Annotated in this window: 13 protein-coding genes and 2 tRNA genes; 9 read left to right on the top strand and 6 right to left on the bottom strand. The window is 70.3% G+C overall.

Annotated features, from left to right (window positions below):
• Positions 1 to 48 precede the first annotated feature (48 nt).
• Together M4V62_RS07975 and M4V62_RS07970 are read right to left on the bottom strand one after the other, a co-directional pair.
• Positions 49 to 2,256 (bottom strand): OmpL47-type beta-barrel domain-containing protein, encoded by a 2,208-nt coding sequence (locus M4V62_RS07975; protein WP_249586527.1) that lies wholly within the window; start codon positions 2,254 to 2,256, stop codon positions 49 to 51.
• Positions 2,253 to 4,667, bottom strand: coding sequence for a ThuA domain-containing protein (locus M4V62_RS07970; protein WP_249592736.1), 2,415 nt, complete (start codon positions 4,665 to 4,667; stop codon positions 2,253 to 2,255). Before M4V62_RS07970 ends, M4V62_RS07975 begins: the two co-directional genes overlap by 4 nt.
• Positions 4,668 to 5,017: 350 nt before the next feature.
• Here M4V62_RS07970 and M4V62_RS07965 point away from each other — a divergent pair, with 350 nt between their 5' ends.
• Positions 5,018 to 6,085: a multicopper oxidase domain-containing protein gene (locus M4V62_RS07965; RefSeq protein WP_249586526.1), complete on the top strand. Its 1,068-nt coding sequence runs from the start codon at positions 5,018 to 5,020 to the stop codon at positions 6,083 to 6,085.
• Here the strand turns inward: M4V62_RS07965 and M4V62_RS07960 are convergent.
• Positions 6,082 to 7,602 carry a HEAT repeat domain-containing protein gene (locus M4V62_RS07960; RefSeq protein ID WP_249586525.1) on the bottom strand — a complete coding sequence of 507 codons (1,521 nt, stop codon included), beginning with the start codon at positions 7,600 to 7,602 and terminating at the stop codon, positions 6,082 to 6,084. The two genes, M4V62_RS07965 and M4V62_RS07960, sit on opposite strands and share 4 nt — an antisense overlap.
• Positions 7,603 to 7,696: 94 nt before the next feature.
• Positions 7,697 to 8,656 carry a hypothetical protein gene (locus M4V62_RS07955; RefSeq protein WP_249586524.1) on the bottom strand — a complete coding sequence of 320 codons (960 nt, stop codon included), beginning with the start codon at positions 8,654 to 8,656 and terminating at the stop codon, positions 7,697 to 7,699.
• Positions 8,657 to 8,817: 161 nt separating this feature from the next.
• Between M4V62_RS07955 and M4V62_RS07950 the strand changes: the two genes are divergently transcribed.
• The 3 genes from M4V62_RS07950 to M4V62_RS07940 all read left to right on the top strand — a co-directional run bounded on the left by M4V62_RS07950 (position 8,818) and on the right by M4V62_RS07940 (position 11,980).
• Complete coding sequence (locus tag M4V62_RS07950; RefSeq protein ID WP_249586523.1) at positions 8,818 to 10,425, top strand: GMC family oxidoreductase; 1,608 nt, start codon at positions 8,818 to 8,820, stop codon at positions 10,423 to 10,425.
• 82 nt (positions 10,426 to 10,507) lie between these two features.
• On the top strand, positions 10,508 to 11,527 hold the full coding sequence (locus M4V62_RS07945; RefSeq protein WP_249586522.1) for a LacI family DNA-binding transcriptional regulator: 1,020 nt from the start codon (positions 10,508 to 10,510) through the stop codon (positions 11,525 to 11,527).
• A 210-nt stretch (positions 11,528 to 11,737) separates the two neighbouring features.
• Positions 11,738 to 11,980: a chaplin gene (locus M4V62_RS07940; protein WP_249586521.1), complete on the top strand. Its 243-nt coding sequence runs from the start codon at positions 11,738 to 11,740 to the stop codon at positions 11,978 to 11,980.
• A 108-nt stretch (positions 11,981 to 12,088) separates the two neighbouring features.
• Here M4V62_RS07940 and M4V62_RS07935 read toward each other — a convergent pair whose 3' ends face one another.
• The gene (locus tag M4V62_RS07935; RefSeq protein WP_249586520.1) at positions 12,089 to 13,315 is read right to left on the bottom strand and encodes a glycoside hydrolase family 64 protein; all 1,227 of its coding nucleotides are present in this window, start codon (positions 13,313 to 13,315) and stop codon (positions 12,089 to 12,091) included.
• Positions 13,316 to 13,548: 233 nt separating this feature from the next.
• Between M4V62_RS07935 and M4V62_RS07930 the strand changes: the two genes are divergently transcribed.
• Positions 13,549 to 14,343 carry a VOC family protein gene (locus M4V62_RS07930; RefSeq protein WP_249586519.1) on the top strand — a complete coding sequence of 265 codons (795 nt, stop codon included), beginning with the start codon at positions 13,549 to 13,551 and terminating at the stop codon, positions 14,341 to 14,343.
• A 187-nt stretch (positions 14,344 to 14,530) separates the two neighbouring features.
• The gene (locus tag M4V62_RS07925; RefSeq protein ID WP_249586518.1) at positions 14,531 to 14,767 is read left to right on the top strand and encodes a WhiB family transcriptional regulator; all 237 of its coding nucleotides are present in this window, start codon (positions 14,531 to 14,533) and stop codon (positions 14,765 to 14,767) included.
• Here the strand turns inward: M4V62_RS07925 and M4V62_RS07920 are convergent.
• On the bottom strand, positions 14,754 to 17,225 hold the full coding sequence (locus M4V62_RS07920) for a hypothetical protein (RefSeq protein ID WP_249586517.1): 2,472 nt from the start codon (positions 17,223 to 17,225) through the stop codon (positions 14,754 to 14,756). The two genes, M4V62_RS07925 and M4V62_RS07920, sit on opposite strands and share 14 nt — an antisense overlap.
• Before the next feature lie 130 nt (positions 17,226 to 17,355).
• Between M4V62_RS07920 and M4V62_RS07915 the strand changes: the two genes are divergently transcribed.
• The 3 genes from M4V62_RS07915 (at position 17,356) to M4V62_RS07905 (ending at position 19,151) form a co-directional block, all read left to right on the top strand.
• A tRNA-Val gene (locus M4V62_RS07915) sits at positions 17,356 to 17,427 on the top strand.
• A 30-nt stretch (positions 17,428 to 17,457) separates the two neighbouring features.
• The gene (locus M4V62_RS07910; protein ID WP_249586516.1) at positions 17,458 to 18,864 is read left to right on the top strand and encodes an SDR family NAD(P)-dependent oxidoreductase; all 1,407 of its coding nucleotides are present in this window, start codon (positions 17,458 to 17,460) and stop codon (positions 18,862 to 18,864) included.
• 211 nt (positions 18,865 to 19,075) lie between these two features.
• A tRNA-Trp gene (locus M4V62_RS07905) sits at positions 19,076 to 19,151 on the top strand.
• Positions 19,152 to 19,165: the final 14 nt, after the last annotated feature.

Genomic DNA, 19,165 nt, shown 5'->3' with positions numbered 1-19,165 from the left:
GCGGGGGCCGAAGAAGGGCCGATCGAAGAAGGACCGGTCAGGGGGTGACTACAGCTCCTTGACCCTGATGTCCCGGTACGAGATCACGTCCGTGACCCCGTGCACCTGGAGCCCGACATAGCCGGACGAGTACCGCCGTCCGTCCGTGCCCGGGTCGTCGCCACGCGGCGGCGTGAACACCTGGCCGCCCGTGTTGTCGAACTCGTTGATCAGGACGCCGTTGCGGTAGATCGAGTAGTGCTGGTCCACCACCTTGATCTCGTAGTCGTTCCACGTGCCCTTCGGGGTGACCCCGGCGCCGCCGAGACCCACCCGGTCGAAGCCGTAGATCGACCCCGTCTTGTACATGTCGCCGTCAGGACGGTCCAGCATCTGCACCTCGTGCCCGTACTTGATGGCGACCCACTCCGGACGAGGCTCCTCCGGGTGGTCGTGGACCTGCGGGAAGCGCACGAAGGCGCCTCCGTTGGCGTTGCCGTTGCCCGGTGCGTCGTCCCGCCACTGGAGCTTCAACGAGAAGTCGCCGTACTTGCGCTGCGGGAACCACAGCATGCCCATGCCTTCGACGGTGGTGCTGCTGGTGATCGAACCGTCCGCGTTCAGGCCGAACTTGCCGCCGCCCACCTGCTCCCACTTGTTCAGCGAGTCCTGGGTGCCGTCGAAGATCTTGCGGTAGCCCTCCGTCTGGCCGGGCTTGCCGATGCCGGACTGCTTGGCGGCCTTGTTGATCTTGTTGTACTCGCGCTGGTCGATCTCACCGGCCTTCAGGAGCTTGTCCGTCACGCTCTTGACGTGCTTCAGGAAGAGCGCGTGCGAGGTCCACTCCTTCTCGTCCTCGATCATCTCGTTGATGCGGCACCGGTTGTTGGTGACGCGGTTCGGGATGCCCGTGTCGATCGTGCCGACGATGACCGTCAACCGCTCGTCGAACTCCGGGCAGTTGGGGGCCGGGACCCCGCCGCCCTCCGCGATCGTGAACGAGACGTCCTTGGCCGCCGAGGTGTTGCCCGCCTTGTCGCTCGCGCGGTACGCCACCGTGTGCCGGCCCACGCGGTCGACGACGACCGGGGTGGAGTACGTGAGGTACGGGCCGCCGTCCAGGGAGTACTCGACCTTGTCGACACCGGAGTCGGCGTCGGTCGCGGTGACGCTCACCTTCGCCTTGCCGACGTACGCGCCGTCCGAGTTCTTGTCGCCCTCGACCTTCGCGGTGGTCTCCGGCGGCGTCTTGTCCTCGACCGGCGGCGTGACCACGGTGAACTCGACGGCCTTCTCCGCAGCCTGGTTCCCCGCCTTGTCGGACGCGCGGTAGCGGATCTTGTGCGCGCCCGCAGCGTGGACCATGACCGGCGCGGTGTACGCCGTCCATGCGCCGCCGTCACCGACCGCGTACTCGATCTTGTTGACACCGGAACCGGTGTCGGACGCCGTCACGGTGACGGTCGCCATCCCGATGTACTCGCCCTTGTCGTTCTTCTCGCCGGTCACCGTGGCCGAGGTCTCCGGGGGCGTCTTGTCGTCGGTGTCCGGCGCGACCACCGTGAAGTCGACGGCCTTCTCCGCCGCCACGTTGCCCGCCTTGTCGCTCGCGCGATAGCGGATCTTGTGGGTGCCGACCTGGTCGACGACCACGGGCGCGGTGTACGGCTGCCAGGCGCCGTCCGCCCCGACCGCGTACTCCGTCTTGTCGACGCCCGAACCCGCGTCGGTCGCCGTCACCGAGACGGTGGCGGAACCGACGTACGCGCCATCGGAGTTGGTCTGTCCCTCGACCTTCGCGGCGGTCTCGGGAGCGGTGGTGTCCTCGCCGCCGCCCTCGGTCACCACGAGGATGCCCTGCATCGAGCCGTGGCCGGGGATCGTGCAGTGGTAGCGGTAACGGCCCGGCGAGAGGGTGACCTCCGCCGTGTGCTTGCCGCCCTGGTCGTCGTTCGGGTTGGCCAGGATGTTCAGCGGTACGTCGTTGTTGTACTCGGGGTCGGAGACGTCGAACGTCAGCGTGTGCGGCATGCCGGTGTCGTTGCCGGTGGCCTCACTGTTCTCGAAGACGATCGTCGTGGCGCCCGCGACCGCCGTGGCGGGCGCGGATGCGTACTTGTCGATCGCGTTGTTCGCCGTCCAGGTCAGCGTCTGGGCCGCCGCCCGGCCCGGGTTGTCGGGCTGGCTCGCCGCCGTCGACGTCAGGCCGAGCACCATCAGGAGCGACGCGAAGAGCGCCGTCCAGAGTCTTCGCTTGCGCACCGCGGGTATCGTCATCCCGCCCTCCTTGCCAGGTCCTTGGCGGCCGGTGTGGCCTCGCCGCCGGAGTAAGTGACGCGCCACAGCGCCGACTTGGAGTCCGAGGTGAAGAACCCGCGGCCGTAGTCGAGCACGTACAGCGAGCCGTCGGGGGCGAACTTCCAGTCCATGAGGTTCTTGATGCCGTCGTTGCCGATCGGGATGATCTTCTTCAGGGACTCGGCGTGCGTGGGCAGACCGCCGCTGCCGACCGTCTTCGGGTCCATGATCACCGCGTGCCGCGGCTGGTCGGCGTCGTAGAAGTCACCGACGAACCACTTGCCGTCCCAGTACGAAGGCCACTTGTCCGCGCTGGTGTTGGCCGCGTCGAAGCGGTAGACCGGGCCGTTCATCGTGGCCTGGCCGCCGCCCTTGAGCCACGGCAGGAGCGTCTTCTGCTCAGCCGTCTTGTAGCTCGGGACGCCGTTCGCGTCGCGCGGGTAGTCGACGCCGCCGCCCTGCGGCGAGTACCAGATGTTGTTCGGCTCGGCCGGCGGGATGTTCACCAGGCCGTCGTTGTTGGGCGACTCGTTCTTGAGGTTCTTGCAGTCGTACCAGCCCAGCGGCTTCGTCGGGTCCGGCAGATTGCGGTCGCGGTAGGGCTGGTTGTTGCCCATGCAGTACGGCCAGCCGCGGTTGGAGGCGTGGGTGATCGCGGCGAACGTGTCGTACTTCGCCGGGCCCCACGTCGTCGACGGCTCACCGGCGTCCGGGCCGACCCAGCCCGCGTAGAGGGTGTCGGTCTTCTTGTCGACGGAGATGCGCGCAGGGTTCCTGACGCCCATCACATAGATCTCACCGCGCGTCTTGCCGCCGCCCTCGTCCGGCTCCTTGCCGGTGAAGAGGTTGCCATCGGGGAGCGTGTACGTCCCGTCGGCCTCCGGGTGGATGCGCAGGATCTTGCCGTTGAGGTTGTTGGTGTTGCCCGCGGTGCGGCGCGCGTCCGCGAAGGAGACGCCCTTGAAGTTGGGCTGCGGGTTGTTGCCCGAGTAACCGTTGCTGAAGCCCGAGGAGTTGTTGTCACCGGTCGCGATGTAGAGATTGCCCCTGGAGTCCCAGGCCATCCCGCCGCCCGCGTGGCAGCAACTGTGGATCTGGACAGGCCACTTGAGCAGGACCTTCTCGCTCGCGAGGTCCAGCTTGTTCGTGGTCTGGTCGAGCGTGAAGCGCGAGACGTAGCGCTCGGCCATGTGTGTCTCGCGGTTGATCTTCGAGTGGGGTGTGTAGTGCAGGTACACCCACCCGTTCTCCTCGAACTTCGGGTCGAGCTCGATGCCGAGCAGCCCCTCTTCGACCTTGATCAGCTCATCGCCGCCACCCTTGTTGCCGAAGATGGTGAGCGCTCCGGCGAGCGTCGACTTCTTCGTCTTGGGGTCGTAGACGTGGATCTCGCCCTTGCCCTTGCCGATGTCCGGGTTGTTCCAGTCGGTGATGACCGGCTGCGAGGAGTCGGCGCCGCCGCGGCCGATGTAGAAGATCCGTCCGTCGGGCGCGGTGACCAGGCCGTGCGGCTCGCCGATCTGGTCGTTCTGGCCCGGCTGGTTGGCCTGGGTCAGGCGCTGCGCCTTGTAGTTGGCGGTGATCGTCGACTTGCAGTCGGCGCGCGAGATGCGGGTCGTCCAGTTCAGGGCGCCGCGCAGGTGCTGGCGGAAGTCGGTCTCGTCGTACGAGGCCGCCGTGCCGCCCATCCCGGTGTAGAAGGCGCGTCCGCCGTCGTAGTCACGGCACCACGAGATCGGGTGGTCCGCGCCGTTCTTGCTCTCGCCCGGCTGGTACGTCGACTCGCGCACGCGGGCCACGGTGTGGACCTCGCCGGACGGGTTCTTGGTCCAGTTCAGCCACTGGTCGGGGCGCTTCCACTGGAGGGGAAGGTCCTTGGTGGCCGGATTCTCCCGGTCGCCGACCTCGACGGTGGCGCGCTGCACGTTCGTCGGGCTTGAGTCGGCGGGGCGAGCGCCGATCAGACCGGTGAACCAGGTCGAGTACGGCTCGGCGCGGGCCGCGTCATGGATGCCGAGGAAGCCGCCGCCCGCCTCCATGTAGGCCTCCAGGCCCGCTTCCTGCTCGGGGTCGAGGACGTCGCCGCCGCCGGTCAGGAAGGCCACGGCGTTGAACTTGCCGAGCTTGGCCTCGTTCGTGAAGACCGCGGGGTCGTCGGTCGCCTCGATCCTGAACCGCTGGGCGGCCGGTCCTGATTGGCCGATCTTCTCGATGGCCTCGATGCCGGCGTTCACGACCGGTGACTCGTCACCGCCCGCGGCCGACCCATGGAAGACAAGGACGCGCACGTTCGCCTGGCCGGGCGGCGACGGCAGGGACATCGTTGTCAACGGTGGCGTGGGATAGGGCCGCGCGGTGGCGGCCTGTGTGGAGAGCGCGCCGGTCACCATGGCTCCGGAGAGCAGGGCGGCGGCCCAGGCGCGGCGCGAGCCGACCCGGTTGCGGTTCCGGTTCTGGTTCTTGTCCTGGCGGTTCGGTCTGCGTCTGACTCTGCTCAACCCTCGTACAGCCAAGGGCTCTTGATGCGGTGTGAGCCGCATGAGTACACCCACCCCTCGTCGGTCACAGCAACAGGCGCGGATGAAGCTAGACCTCTTTTCGCCACTCGCCAATAGGTAACACCGGAATACCGCGAACTTTGTCCTGCGTGTGGATAAACGAAGATCCCCCCAGTACCGTGTGGCCGTCTCGGGGGCCACCTGTGCCCCGTCAGTCTCCGTACCGCAGTGGGGAGTTCGGCATGGACCGACGCAGCTTCAACCGGCGGATGCTCGTGGGCGGGGCCGTCGCGACGGCCGGGGTGACATCGTTGTCGCTAGCCGCCGCGCCCGAGGCGAGCACGGCCGAAGGGCCGAAGACAGCGCCGGCCGGCGGCGAGGTGCGCCGCATCAAGATGTACGCCGAGAAGCTGGCGGACGGGCAGATGGGCTACGGCCTGGAGAAGGGCAAGGCGTCCATCCCCGGCCCGCTCATCGAGCTGAACGAGGGCGACACCCTGCACATCGAGTTCGAGAACACCATGGACGTCGACGCCAGCCTGCACGTCCACGGCATGGACTACGAGATATCCAGCGACGGCACCCGACACACCAAGAGCCACGTCGAGCCGGGCGGCAAGCGGACCTACACCTGGCGCACGCACGCGCCGGGCCGCCGCAAGGACGGCACCTGGCGGCCGGGCACGGCGGGCTACTGGCACTACCACGACCACGTCGTCGGCACCGATCACGGGACGGGCGGCGTGCGCAAGGGGCTCTACGGCGCGCTGATCGTGCGCCGCAAGGGCGATCTGCTGCCGGACAAGACCTTCACGATCGTCTTCAACGACATGACGATCAACAACAAGGCGGGTCACGACAGCCCCAACTTCGAGGCCACGGTGGGTGATCGGGTCGAGTTCGTCTCGATCACGCACGGCGAGTACTACCACACGTTCCACGTCCACGGTCACCGCTGGGCGGACAACCGCACGGGCCTCCTGACCGGCCCCGAGGACCCGAGCCAGATCCTCGACGACAAGATCACCGGACCCGGCGACTCGTTCGGCTTCCAGGTCATCGCGGGGGAGGGGGTGGGCGCGGGCGCCTGGATGTACCACTGCCATGTGCAGAGCCACTCCGACATGGGGATGGCGGGGTACTTCCTGGTGAAGAAGGCGGACGGGACGATCCCGGACTACGAGCCGCATCATGCTTCCGGTGCCGCGAAGAAGTCCGCGGACTCAGGTGCGTCGAAGGAGTCCAAGGAGTCGGGAGCCGACGGGGAGTCCGAGGCGTCCGGTCACGAGGGCCACGAGGGGCACGGCTAGAGGTCGTTCAGGGTCTCCAGGAGGGCGGCGAGCAGCTCCGCCCGGTCGTCCGCATTCGGGAACTCGACGGCCACGTCCCGCTCGGCCCAGCCCGTGGCGCGCAGTGCTTCGAGGCGTTCGATGAGCGCCTTGCGCACGGAGCGTGAGGGCAGGACGAATCCGGAGCCGAGGGGGACGTTCAGGAGACCCGACAGCAACTGCCAGTGTGCGTCCGGGGATTCGAGCGCGGACAGCAGCCGGTCGTACGCGTCCGGGGCGCCCCGTCGAAGGGCGTCGGCGATGCTGTGCGCGCGGATCTCCGGGTCGGGCGAGTCCGCCTGGCGGGCCAGCGCGTCGGCGGCGATGCCCGCGTGGTGTTCCTCGCCGCACTTGAGCCACCTCAGCGCGATGGCGGCGTGCCGGCGGACGTCGGTCTCGGGGTCGTGCTCGAGGAGGCCGACGAGACCTTCGACGGCACGGCCCTCCACGGGGGAGCCCGTCACGATCGGGTCGAGACTCTCGGCGGCACCGGCGCGGACCATGGGGTCGGGGTGACGCAGCCCGTCCAGGAAGAGGCCGAGCGGCGGGTCGTCCAGGGGGAACGGCACGTGAAGGTGGCTGTAGCAGGCCAGGATCTGACTCAGGAGGAAGGAGTCCTGGGTGCCGTGTGGCCCGTGCTCCCCCTGCTCTCCTTGTTCCTCCTGCTCGCCCTGGGCGACGAGGCGGTCGAGTGTCTCGCGCACCCGGTCACGCCGGACGACCTCGCGGAAGAGGATCTTGGCCAGGGTCTCCGTGCCCAGCGTCGCCAGGTCACGCTCCCCGCTCGTGCACAGGGCCAGTGCCTCGTCGGCGCGCAGGCCCGCACGTGCGCGGTCCGTCCATTCCTCCACCGCCGGTATCCGCGTCAACGGGACCAGGATCTCGGTCCGTTCGTCGCTTCCCGGGGCGTGGGGCAGGGCCTTCTTGAGCGCCGCGCGCATCTCGGCGCGGACCTGGTCCGCCTCGTCGTCCGGTACCGGTGTGTTCCTGCGCATCGCGAGGGAGGTCACGATGACCGCGACGTCGAAGGCCAGCTCGCGCGCGAAGCTGTCCGGCCGGCCGACGCCGGCGATTCCCTCCGCCGTCCAGCCCCTGTCGCGCAGGTCGGGGAGGCGCGCTCGCAACTCGTCGCGCAGGTCGCCGTCGACGTCCCGCACGGCAGGGCCGCCGCCGAGCTCCTCCGTCAGCTCGGTCCAGGCGCGCACGAGGCCTTCGGGGTCGTCCAGGTGCAGCGCGAAGACGCGCTCCGTGCGCTCGCGCACCGTCGGGTCGCGGCGGAGCACGGCGGCGAGGCTCTCCGCCACGGTCGAGGAGAACTCCTCGGTCCACGGCTCGCGCTCCACGGCCCGCGTCAGCTCGCGCAGCGCCCAGTCGAGGTCGCCGGTCGTGGCGGCGGAGACCGCCGCCTTCCGCCGGACCTCCGCGTCGGGATCCCGCAGCTCGGCGGCCAGCTTCTCCTGAAGTTCCGCCTGCTTGCGCGCTCTCCGCTTCTCGAACATCCCGACAGCCTAGGTGCCGTGCTCCGAGGGCCGGATGCGGGTCGGGCCACCAGGGATGACCTGGGGCTTCCCCGCCGTCGCGTCGCACATCGCGTCACACGCCGGGCACGCTGATGTCCAGGACCGTCCAGGCGGTGTACGGCTCCTCCTGTACGTAGATGCGCGGGCCGCGGCTGACCGTCCTGCGGGCCCGAAGCGGACCGCCGTCGGCCCCGACGAGCCGTCCGGAGGCGTAGGGCCGGACGTCCTGGTGCCCGACCTCGGCGTCCACGAGCCGGTCACGGTCGTCTCCGTACCCGCCGAGGAAGGTGACCCGCCCCTCGTGCACGGCAAGGGCCGTCGCTCCCTCCAGGTCGTTGGCGCGCCGGCGCACCGCCCGGCCGGGGCGGACCTCCAGGAGGGTGAAGTCGCTGTAGGCGCAGACCCAGACGGATTCGTCGGTCACGTTGAGCGCGTAGCAGTCGTAGATCTGACTCGCGCCCTCCTCCGCCTCGTACGTCCACAGCGGATCACCCTCGGCGCTCCAGCACCGCAGGCCCGGATGGCTGAGCTCGTCGTCGCCGAAGACCCCTTCGTCGAAGTGGCCGACCCACAACCGGCCCGCCTGATCGGCCAGAAGGTCCTCTATGGCGTCCCCGACACGGAAGGACCACGACTCGCGCCCGAGCGCGTCGAAGACCTGCACATGCTGCTCGGACCTGCGGCTGCGGGCGTCCGCCACGACGAAGCCCCCGTCGGGCAGCGCGTCGATCCGTGGATACCGTGCCCGCACGGCGTTCAGCTCCGTCGCATGGTCCCTGCCGTCGGCGTCGACGGTGACGACCACCGCGTCGTACGGCTTCATCGCGCCACGTCCGGGGAGCGGCTCGCGCGCGGCGAGAAGCCAGTGGGCCTGTCCGAAGGCGTCGACGGTGCTGTGCGCGATGTGGCGGTCGTGGTGGCGGCGCGGCAGACGTGCGTACGGGGTGAGCGGTGTGTTCCGCGTCCCCGGTTGCGTGTGGGGCGGCGCGGTCGGCTGCGTTCCGTGCTCGGCATCGGCCTTTCTGGTCGTCATGTGGAGATCTTGTAGGACACGCCGTTCCAGGCGCCATCCCTTTACCCAGAGGTCCACGTTGGGTGTACTCCTTGTACGGATCATCCATGCGTTTCATCCGCGCGCCACACCCGTACGTCCCCTGTGAGCACCTCCGCGAACTGCCATTCAAGGGAGCAGAGTTGAGCAAGGACAGCGTGTACGACTACGTCATCGTCGGTGCCGGTTCCGCGGGATGCGTCCTCGCCGCCCGGCTCTCCGAGGATCCCGCGACACGGGTGGCGCTCGTCGAGTCGGGGCCACGCGACCGGAAGCCCGAGATCCGCATCCCGGCGGCCTTCCCGAAGCTGTTCAAGACGCCTTACGACTGGAACTACTCCACCGTGAAGCAGGCCGCGCTCGACGGCCGCGAACTGTACTGGCCGCGCGGTCACACGCTGGGCGGATCGTCCTCGATCAACGCCATGATGTGGGTGCGCGGCCACCGCGACGACTACGACGCCTGGGGCGAGGCCGCGGGGCCCGAGTGGTCCTACGACGCCTTCGAGCGCTACTTCCGGCGCGCGGAGCGGTGGACGGGCGGTGCGGCCGGGGCGGGCGCGGCAGGCACGGACAGCGTCTACGGCAGCGACGGGCCGCTCTGGATCTCCCCGCCCCGCGCCCTCAACCCGACCACCACCGCGTTCCTCGACGCCTGCCGCGACGCGGGCCTGCGCGAGCTGACCGAACTGAACGAGCCCGACCACGGCGGCTTCGCGCTCACCCCGGTCAACCAGCGCCGCGGCCGCCGCTGGAGCGCCGCGGACGGCTATCTGAAACCCGCGAGGCGCCGCCGCAACCTGCACGTCCTCACCGAAGCCCGCGTCCGCAGGCTGGAGTTCGACGGGACGCGCGTGGCGGGCGTCATCGCCGACGGCGTGCCCGGGAAGCTGATAGCCCGCCGCGAGGTGATCCTCAGCGCGGGTGCCATCGGCTCCCCGCAGCTCCTTCAGGCCTCCGGCGTCGGCGACCCGGACGACCTGTCGAAGGCGGGCATCGAGACACGCGTCGAGTCGCCGGGCGTGGGCCGCCACCTCCAGGACCATCTCGCCTACGCGATCACCATGACCTGCCCGCGGCCCATCACGCTGACCGGCGCGGACTCCCTCGCCAACATCGGCCGCTTCCTGCTCGGCGGGCGCGGACCGCTCACGTCGAACGTCGCCGAGGCCGTCGCCTTCATCAAGACCCGGCCCGAACTCACCGCTCCCGACATCGAGTTGATCTACGCACCTGTCCCCTTCGTCAACCACGGCCTCACCCCGCCCACCGAACACGGCATCACCATCGGCGTGGTGCTGCTCCAGCCGGAGAGCGAGGGCCGGATCACGCCGAGGGGCCCGGGGGTGGGCTCCGCGCCCCTCATCGACCCCGGCTATCTGACGGCGGAGGCCGACATCCGCACCCTGGTCGCCGGGGTGCGCCGTGCCGAGGAACTCCTGGCTGGCCCCGCTCTCGCCCCGTACGCGGCGGACCCGCTGGCGCCGCATCCGGGCACGGTCGACGACGCGAGCCTGGCCCGGACGGTCCGCGGGGCGTCCGAGACGCTCTACCACCCGGTCGGCACCTGCCGGATGGGCAGCGACGAGGCCTCGGTCACCGATCCGGCGCTGCGGGTGCGCGGCGTGACCGCGCTGCGGGTCGTGGACGCCTCGGTCATGCCGCGGATCACGCGGGGCCACACGCACGCGCCCACGGTGGCCCTCGCGGAGAAGGCGGCCGAGCTGATCAGGGCGGACGCGCGCAGGTGAAGCGGGCGGGGAATCTCCCCGCCCTGCCCGCCGGTCGTATCCTGACCGGCGCACACTCGCAAGCTGCCCCGAGGAGCCCCACGTGACCGAGCCGCCGAGCGCCGCCCCACGCCCCACCCTGGAGGCCGTGGCCGCGCGGGCCGGAGTCTCCCGGGCCACGGTCTCCCGCGTCGTCAACGGCGACGCGGGCGTACGCGAGGTGCTCGCCGAGAAGGTCAGGCAGGCGGTCGACGAGCTCGGCTACGTGCCGAACCGCGCCGCCCGCAGTCTGGTGACCCGCCGCCACGACGCGGTCGCCGTGGTGATCGCCGAACCGGAGACGCGGGTGTTCGCCGACCCGTTCTTCGCCCGGCAACTCCGGGGCATCAGCAAGGAGTTGACGTCGCGTGACGTTCAGCTGGTGCTGCTCCTGACGGAGGGGCGTGACGACCACGAGCGGGTCGGCCGCTATCTGGCGGGTGGCCATGTGGACGGCGCCCTCGTCTTCTCGCTGCACCTGGACGATCCGCTGCCCGGCATCATTCAGGGCGCGGGCGTGCCGACGGTGTTCGGCGGCCGCCCTGGGTGGCCGGAGGGGACGGTGACGTCTCCGTACGTCGACTGCGACAACCGCGGCGGTGCGCGGGACGCGGTGCGCCACCTGGTCTCGCTGGGCCGCACCCGCATCGCGCACATCACCGGCGCGCTCGACCAGACGTCGGCGGTGGACCGCCTCGACGGCTTCCGCGACGTCCTGCCGGAGGCGGGGGAGAGGTTCGTCGCGCAGGGCGACTTCACCCCGGCGGGCGGCGAGCGCGCGATGCGCGAGCTCCTGGACCGCGTCCCTGAGGTGGACGCGGTCTTCGCCGGCAACGACCTGTCGGCGCTGGGGGCCCTCCGGGTGCTCCGCGAGCGGGGGAAGCGGGTGCCGGACGACGTCGCGGTGGTGGGCTTCGACGACATGCTGCCGGTCGCCGAGCAGGTGGACCCGCCACTGACGACGGTGCGTCAGGACATCGAGGAGATGGGCCGGCTGATGGCGAGGATGCTGCTGGCGCGGGGCGAGCTGCCGACACAGAGCGTGGTCCTGCCGACGGAGCTGGTGCGGAGGGAGTCGGCGTAGGGGGCCGTGCCTTCCCGGTCCCGATCCCTGCCCGGCGGCCACGAGGCCACGAGGCCACGAGGCCAGGGACGCGGGGCTCCAGGGGGCTCCAGAGGGCCGACATCCCACGAACGGGTGCCCTCGTTACCCCGCACGGTCCACCGGCGTTTTTGCCGCGTCGCGCCCGGGTGAGGCTCGCTTCAGCACTTCCCCTCATCCGGAGGTAACACCATGCGCAAGTGCGCGATCCTGGCAGCAGCGGCCTTCGCCGCGGTCACCGTCATCGGCGGGGCCGGTTCCGCCGTCGCCGACCCCGGCCCCGGCGCCTACGCCGAGGGCACGGCCCAGAACTCGCCGGGCGTCCTCAGCGGCAACCTCCTGCAGGTTCCCGTCGACGTTCCCATCAACGCCTGCGGCAACAGCCTGAACGTCGTCGGCCTCCTCAACCCGGCCGCGGGCAACAACTGCCAGTAGGCACGCCACAACGCCACAACGCCACAACGCCACACCGCCCCGTCGCGACCAGCGCGCGACGGGGCGGTATGCGTGGTGGAAACGTGCGGGAGGCCCCCGCCGGGGCCGCTAGGCCCCGACACTCACCGTGAACCGCCGCGGATTCCCGTCGTGCGCGGCCCCGGACACATCGGGCTCACCGTCCGGCCGGACGTCGTCGTACGGGAAGGCGTATCCGATGGGCGAGTTCGCGTGCACGACCCGGGCCCAGTGGTTGGTCACGTCACCCTTGTAGTAGTCACCGGCACCCGCCCCGTTCGGCTGCTCCGCGTGCGTCAGCATGATGCTCCGGTTGAAGCCCGCCGCGAGCCGCGCCAGCAGGCCCTTCTTGTCGTCGGCGTCGCCGGGGTTGTTCGTGAAGGGGCCGTGGTTGCAGGTGAAGATGTCCTTCGAGGTCGGTTTCGAGAACGTGTGCCCGCCGTTGAACGTCAGCGTGTCGCCGCTGACCCGGCCCGTGAACACGCCACGGCCGCCCTGCAGGTCGATCTTCAGGTCGGTGCTCCGGTACTTCTCCCACGCCTGGTCGATGTAGCTGTTCCACACGTCCCGGAACGGCATCTCGTTCGGGCGGTCGAAGTACGGGGCCATGAGGTTCTGCGGCGAGATGACGCGGAGTACGTCGCCGCCGTCGCCGCGGATCACCAGATCACCCCAGGGCTGCCCGTCCTTCTCCCCCTGGGCTGCGAGGTCGGAGGCGATCTTGTCGACGGCGCCGTCCGGCAGCGGTGCCACCGTGTGCGTGGCGTCCCCCTCCAGGGTCAGGCCGATGGGGAGGGCCGTGACGAGGTCCACGTAGCTGATGTTGGCGTACAACTGCGAGCTGTTGAAGGTGAATTCGCAGAACGACCACGTGCGCCCGTAGTTGGCGTCCTCCTTGGTCGCGAACGCGGGCTCGACCAGCGACGGGCCCGGGTTGAGGAAGAAGTCCAGCTTGTCGTCCCGTACGAAGTAGACGCGTGCGCCGAACATTTGAGGGAGCGTCAGTACTTTCGGTGCGGAGCCCGCCGCGCCGAGCGGGATCGCGCAGTCGACGGGCAGCGGGGTCTGCGGGGCCGACGGCGAATCGGGGCGGTAGACGCCGCCGTCCGGCTTCAGCAGGACCCAGCGGTCGGTGCCCTGCTCGTGTCCGGTGACGTAGGCGTGCACCTGGCCGGGCAACGACTTGTTCTGGAGGGCGAGTTCACAGGTCGCGGGTGCTGCCTTGGCGCCGGGGCTGAGGGCGCTTCCCCAGACGGGGTAGGTGAGGGCTCCGGCGGCTCCGGCGGCAGTGGACAGGAACACTCGACGCGATATCACGGAAGGTCTCCCGGGATGTGTGTGGGGGGATGTCGTGCGGCCGTGGGTGGCTGTGGGGGTGGCCGGCCTTGTGGTGCGACCACTGTCGCTTCGGCCCATTCGACCGTCAAGAGTTGTGACTGAGAGCGCTCTCAGAATCTTGTTTCCTTCACAAGGTGGCAGCATGCGCGCACTGTCAGTGCCGGGTGTCAGACTCGGAGAAAGGGAAGAGAGATGCGACAAAGGAGTCGATCATGCTCAAAACCCGTTATGCCGTGGGTGCCCCGACGTGGGTGGACCTCGGCACTCCGGATCTTGAAGGCGCCCATGCCTTCTACGGCGATCTCTTCGGGTGGCGGTTCCTGCCGGGTGGCGCGGAATTCGGTGGCTATGGCATGTATCAGGCGGACGGCAAGACCGTGGCGGGAGCGATGACGGTCACCGCCGATCAGTCCCCTCCGTCCTGGACGCTCTACTTCAAGACACCGGACGCCGACGCGACGGCCAAGGCGGTCGAGCAGGCCGGCGGCAGCACGGTGTACGAGGCCATGGACGTCGGTGACCTCGGTCGCATGGCGGTCTTCAATGATGCCCAGGGGGTCGGCTTCGCCGTCTGGCAGCCGGGCACGAACAAGGGCCTCGACCTGGTCGACGCCCCGAACAGCATGTGCTGGACCGAGCTCTACACCCCGGACATCAAGGCGGCCCAGGAGTTCTATGGAGCGGTGTTCGACTGGGGGACCTCCACCCAGGCCTTCGAGGGCGGTTCCTACACGATGGTGCACCCCGCGGGCGGCACCGAGGACGACATGTTCGGCGGCCTGTGGCCGCTGTCCGACGCCCAGGAGGAAGCCAAGGCCGGGCCGTACTGGACTCCGTACTTCCAGGTGACGGACATGGACGCCGTGCTCGCCAAGGTCGAGCCTGCCGGGGGCACGGTCCGGGTGCCGCGCATGGACCTCGCGGGCGTCGGCAGCTTCGCCAAGCTCGCCGATCCCTCCGGGGCGCGGTTCGCGCTCATGCAGCCGGAGGCACCGGGCGGAAGCTGAGGGCGGAAGGTGCCGGACGGGACGGAGGCGCGCGTCCCGTTCGGCACGGGAACCCGCCCGTGAGCGTTTCGCCGCGTTCCCCCGCGGGCAAGCAGGAGGAGGCCGAAACAGGAGGCGAAACAGCCCATGTCATGGCGTTGATCGTTCGTTGATCCCTTGTTTCGCACCCCCTGCCAGCATCGACGGCATGCAGATCCACATGACAGCCGAGCCGGAAGTCGCCTGGGAGCAGGCCCTGTGCGCCCAGACGGGATCCGAGTTCTTCTTCCCCGAACCGGGCAGCTCGGTGCGCGAGGCCAAGTACATCTGCCAGCTCTGCGAGATGCGCCCGGCGTGCCTCGAGTACGCCCTGGCCCATGACGAGCGGTTCGGCGTCTGGGGCGGGCTCTCGGAGAAGGAACGGCTCAGCCTCAGGCGTACGTGACCGTGAACCTCCTCGTCCCCGCCGGTATGTGCACGTCGTCCCCCGTCACCGTCAGATCGCGGCCGTCCGCCATGACCGCGCGCACCGGGCCGAACCGGCACGGATAGACGTACCGCACGCGCTCCGGCGCCCGCGTGATGTCCACGGTGACCTTCCGCCGGCCCGCGTCATGGGTGAGGCGGTAGCCGAAGGGCGCCCCGAACAGGTTCGGTGCGTCGTCCACGGCCACCGACGCACCGTCCGGCACCCAGTGGGGGCGTATGCCCGGAGCGATGTAGAGGTGCGGGTCCCTGTCCTCGTCCGCCTCGAAGAAGAGGATGTCGCGGATCAGGAGCAGATACTCGGCCGCCGCCCAGCCGTGCGGGATGTCCCCCATGTACCAGTGGCGGGAGGGGACTTCGCGGTAGTCGGACGCGATGGGGAAGGCGTGCTGCTCGTTCCACGCGCCGAGCGCCACCGCCCGCTCCTCGGTCCGGGGCATCGACGCGCCCACGATCCAGCCGAGCAGCGTGTCCATCCGTGCGGCGTCGCCCGCCAGGAGATACGCGTGCGCCAACTGCGTCGTGAGGTAGGGGCCGTAGGTGTTCCAGGCCGCCTCGTGCCGGTAGCCGCCGGTCACGAAGTGCGCGTACATCGTGTCGAGCGTCCAGCGGGCCGCCCGGTCGATGTCCTCGCCCAGCTTGCTGCCCATGTGCAGCCGCAGCGGGTGGAAGAACGCCGCCGTGCCGATCATCGTCGAGTCGAGCCGGCCGACGTCACCGGGCCCGGTCGGGATGTACGTCTCCCAGGCGCCGCGCCTCTGCTGCTCCGCAAGGACCCAGCGCACCGATGCCGCCGTGGCCCGCTTCAAGTCGTCGAAGGAGCCCCAGAGTTCGGGCACGTCGGGGGAGCCGATCCGCTCCGCGAGCCGCGCGGCCTCGTACAGACCGGCCAGGCCCCACAGGTCGTCCCAGTAGTGCGGCTTGTCGCGCTCGCCGAGGTGCTCGGCGCTCCAGCCGCTGTGCAGCAGGCCGTACTGGTCGCGGTTGTCGCGCAGCCACCGGGCGCCGTCGATGACGTACGGCGTGTAGAGCTTGGCCCCGAACGCGGTGGACCGGCCGTGTGTCCGGTCGAAGCGGCCGATCGCCCACAGCGCCTGGCCGTTGCTGTCCCACTCGCGGTCGTTTTTCTCGTGCGGCCCGCCGTAGAAGCCGTACTCGGCACACGGCCCGATCCGGCCCGAGCCGCGGTTGAACTTCAGCGGATAGTGCGTGCCCAACTGCCGTTCGGCCAGGGCCGCGTCGCCGACCAGCGAGCACGCCGTGGCCTCGACGGACGAGTCACGGATCCAGAAGGAGTCGTACACCGTCGGGCCCGGATGGATCTCGCCGTGGTCGGAGAGGATCAGGAGCTGCGAGCGGCACTGCCGGAACCGGTCCGCCAAGTGCGCCACGGGCTGCGGCAGTTCGGGCTGCACGCCCTGCGCGATCAGCTTGCCCGTCCAGAACAGGCGGTTGGCCTCCTCCAGAGCCGCGGCCGGAGTGGCCTTGATCTCCGCGAGGTCGGCGGCGCCGCTGTAGAGGTCGACCGGCAGGCGGACGTCGAGCTCGAACAGCTCGTCGTCCGCGACCCGGTAGGGCCAGGCGAACGCCGCGCTGCACAGACCCGCGATCTGGTCCTGGGCCTGCGTCGCGCCGTTCAGCTTGCCGCCCATGACCAGGTCGTGGAACGGGTTGCGGCTCAGATAGGAATCCGGTTCGTCACTGAAGTCCGGGTTGCCGTACACGCCGTACTGCTCGGGAGGCGTGTCGAACACCGGCCCCCACCCGCTGTTGGTCTCCACCCGGCCCTCGTCGGGCAGATGGCGCAGGAACGTCAGGCGCCGGTCCGTGATCTGGCGGCCGTTGCGGTCGTGCCGCTGGAAGCCGCTCGGCCCCGCGGGCATGACGGCCGCGCACAGCCAGCCCTCGCGCGGCTGCCCGGTCGCGCTGCCCACCGTCAGACGGGTCAGGACGAGGTCCCGCTGCCGGGGGCCGACGGCCGTACCGAAGGTCCGCTGCACGAACTCGGTGCCGTCAGCGGTGCGGAACGTCGTCAGGACCACCGGCAGATGGGGCGCCTCCATGCGCTGGCCGAGGGTCCCGGCGTCCGTCAGCTGCGGCAGCCGCAGGGCGCCGGTCGACGGTGAGTAGAGGAAGAAGGACAGGCAGTACTTGTCGTAGACGGGCTCGATCTCGCCCGCCTGCCCGATCAGGGACTCCTGCCGGTGGTCCTTGACGCCCACCATGTGCCAGTAGCGGTACAGGGCGTTGGAGGCGAAGGCGGCCTCCTTGGATTCGTACGTTCCCGAGTCGAAGTCGTCGCTCCAGCGCCGGAAGGCGGCCTGCGCCCACCACGGAACGGGATAGGGCACGCGGGCCCGCCCCGCCCAGCCGCGCCACATGACCTCGTAGAACATCCATTCATGGGTCTGTGCCATGGGTTCCACCCCCGCTGCCCACCGTTGCACCGGGGCGGGCGGTCGTAAATCGATTCGGCACGGCGGCAGTGGCGCGGCTACGATCCGGGGGCGCGCGCGGACCGAACACTCCTGGTCGGCGCGGGTGCGGGGTCCTGTAGAGCAGAGGCAGACTCGCCGCCATGACATGGCGGATACGCCGGTTCGAATCCGGCCGGGACCACGAGCGGACGGCACGGGCGGGGCGGGACGGATGAGTGAGAGCGGCGGGATCAGCGAGGCGGACCTCGCGGCCTTCCACGACGTGATCGGCAGGCTCCGCGAGCTGCCGGTCGACGACCCGGTGCGGCTCCGTGCCGAGCAGGTCGCCGCTTCCTTCGCCCGGGACGGACGGCTGCGCAGACGCAAGGCGCGCGGGGCCGAACTCTCCGCCGCCGACGCCGCCGTGATGGCCGCCACCGCCACCGGGGCCGGCGACCGCCGTGAGGACGCGCCGCTGGTCGCCGACGGGGCTGGTGCAGCCGGTAGCGCCGGGGTCTTCCGGCGGGCCAGGCCCTGCTATGTCTGCAAGGCGTCGTATCGACAGGTCGACTCCTTCTACCACCGGCTCTGTCCCGGCTGCGCAGCCGACAACCGCACCCGGCGCGAGCTGGGGACCGATCTGAGCGGGCGCCGTGCGCTGCTCACCGGGGGCCGCGTGAAGATCGGCTTCCAGCTGGCCCTGATGATGCTGCGCGACGGCGCCGAACTCCTGGTCACCAGCCGCTTCCCGCACGACACGGAGCGGCGCTTCCGTGCGGTGCGGGGCAGCGAGAAGTGGCTCGACCGGCTCACGGTGCTCGCTGTCGACCTGCGTGACCCGCGCCAAGTGCTAGGCCTGTGCGAGGAGTTGCGCCGGGAGGCCGAGCCGCTGGACATCCTGGTCAACAACGCGGCGCAGACGGTCCGCAGGCCGCCCGAGTCGTACGCGGCTCTCGCGGCGGGGGAGCGGGCGGAACTGCCCGCCGGGGCCCGCGGCGCGCCCGGCTTCCGGCCGATGCGGACGCCGGACGGCTCCACGGTGACGCGGGGCGCGCTCGCCATGGTCCTGCCCGACATCGATGCCGATGCCGATATCGATACCGAGCCCGATGCCCTGCCCACGGCCGATGAGGCGGGCCTGCTGCGCGACGCGTCGCCGGAGAACTCCTGGTCCGCCCGGCTCGGCGGCCTCGACCCGGCCGAGGTCCTGGAGACCCAGCTGGTCAACTCGCTGGCACCGGCCCTGCTCTGCGACCGGCTGCTGCCGCTGCTGCTCGCCTCGCCTCGCCCCCGCACGTACATCGTGAACGTCACGGCGGTCGAAGGCCGGTTCGCCGTGCGCAACAAGACGGCCGGGCATCCGCACACGAACATGGCCAAGGCCGCCCTGAACATGCTCACGCGCACGAGCGCGGCCGAACTCGCCGAGCAGGGCGTGCACATGTGCGCCGTCGACACCGGCTGGATCACCGACGAGAACCCCGCCCCCAAGAAGGACCGCATCGCGGGCGCGGGCTTCCGCACGCCCCTCGACGTGGTGGACGGCGCGGCCCGGATCTACGACCCGATCGTGCGGGGCGAGGCGGGCGCGCCGGTCTCGGGGGTCTTCCTCAAGGACTACCGGGAGGCGGAGTGGTGAACGGCCCTGCGGACGGCGGGCCGTTCCAGGGCGTGCCCCGGGGGCGTGCCGTGCCCCGCTGCCGGGGCGGTGTGGCCCCGGGGACGTGAGCGACCGCGGGCGCCGGTGGGGGCGGGTCGCGCAGTTCACCGCGCCCCTTGCGCGGCGTGGTGCCCATCCGGGCCGCCCGTGGCTCCCGGCCCGAAGCCGGAGGATAGGATCCGGCCCAAGGGCGGGGTCGTAGCGCAGAGGCTGTCGCGTCGGTCTCCAAAACCGGAACACGCTGGTTCGAATCCAGCCGCCCCGCCCCCTCGGTGATCCT

The organism is Streptomyces durmitorensis (assembly GCF_023498005.1).
GTDB classification, from domain to species: domain Bacteria; phylum Actinomycetota; class Actinomycetes; order Streptomycetales; family Streptomycetaceae; genus Streptomyces; species Streptomyces durmitorensis.
The sequence above is the reverse complement of the archived record's forward strand: the minus strand, read 5'-3'. Positions and strand labels throughout refer to the sequence as shown.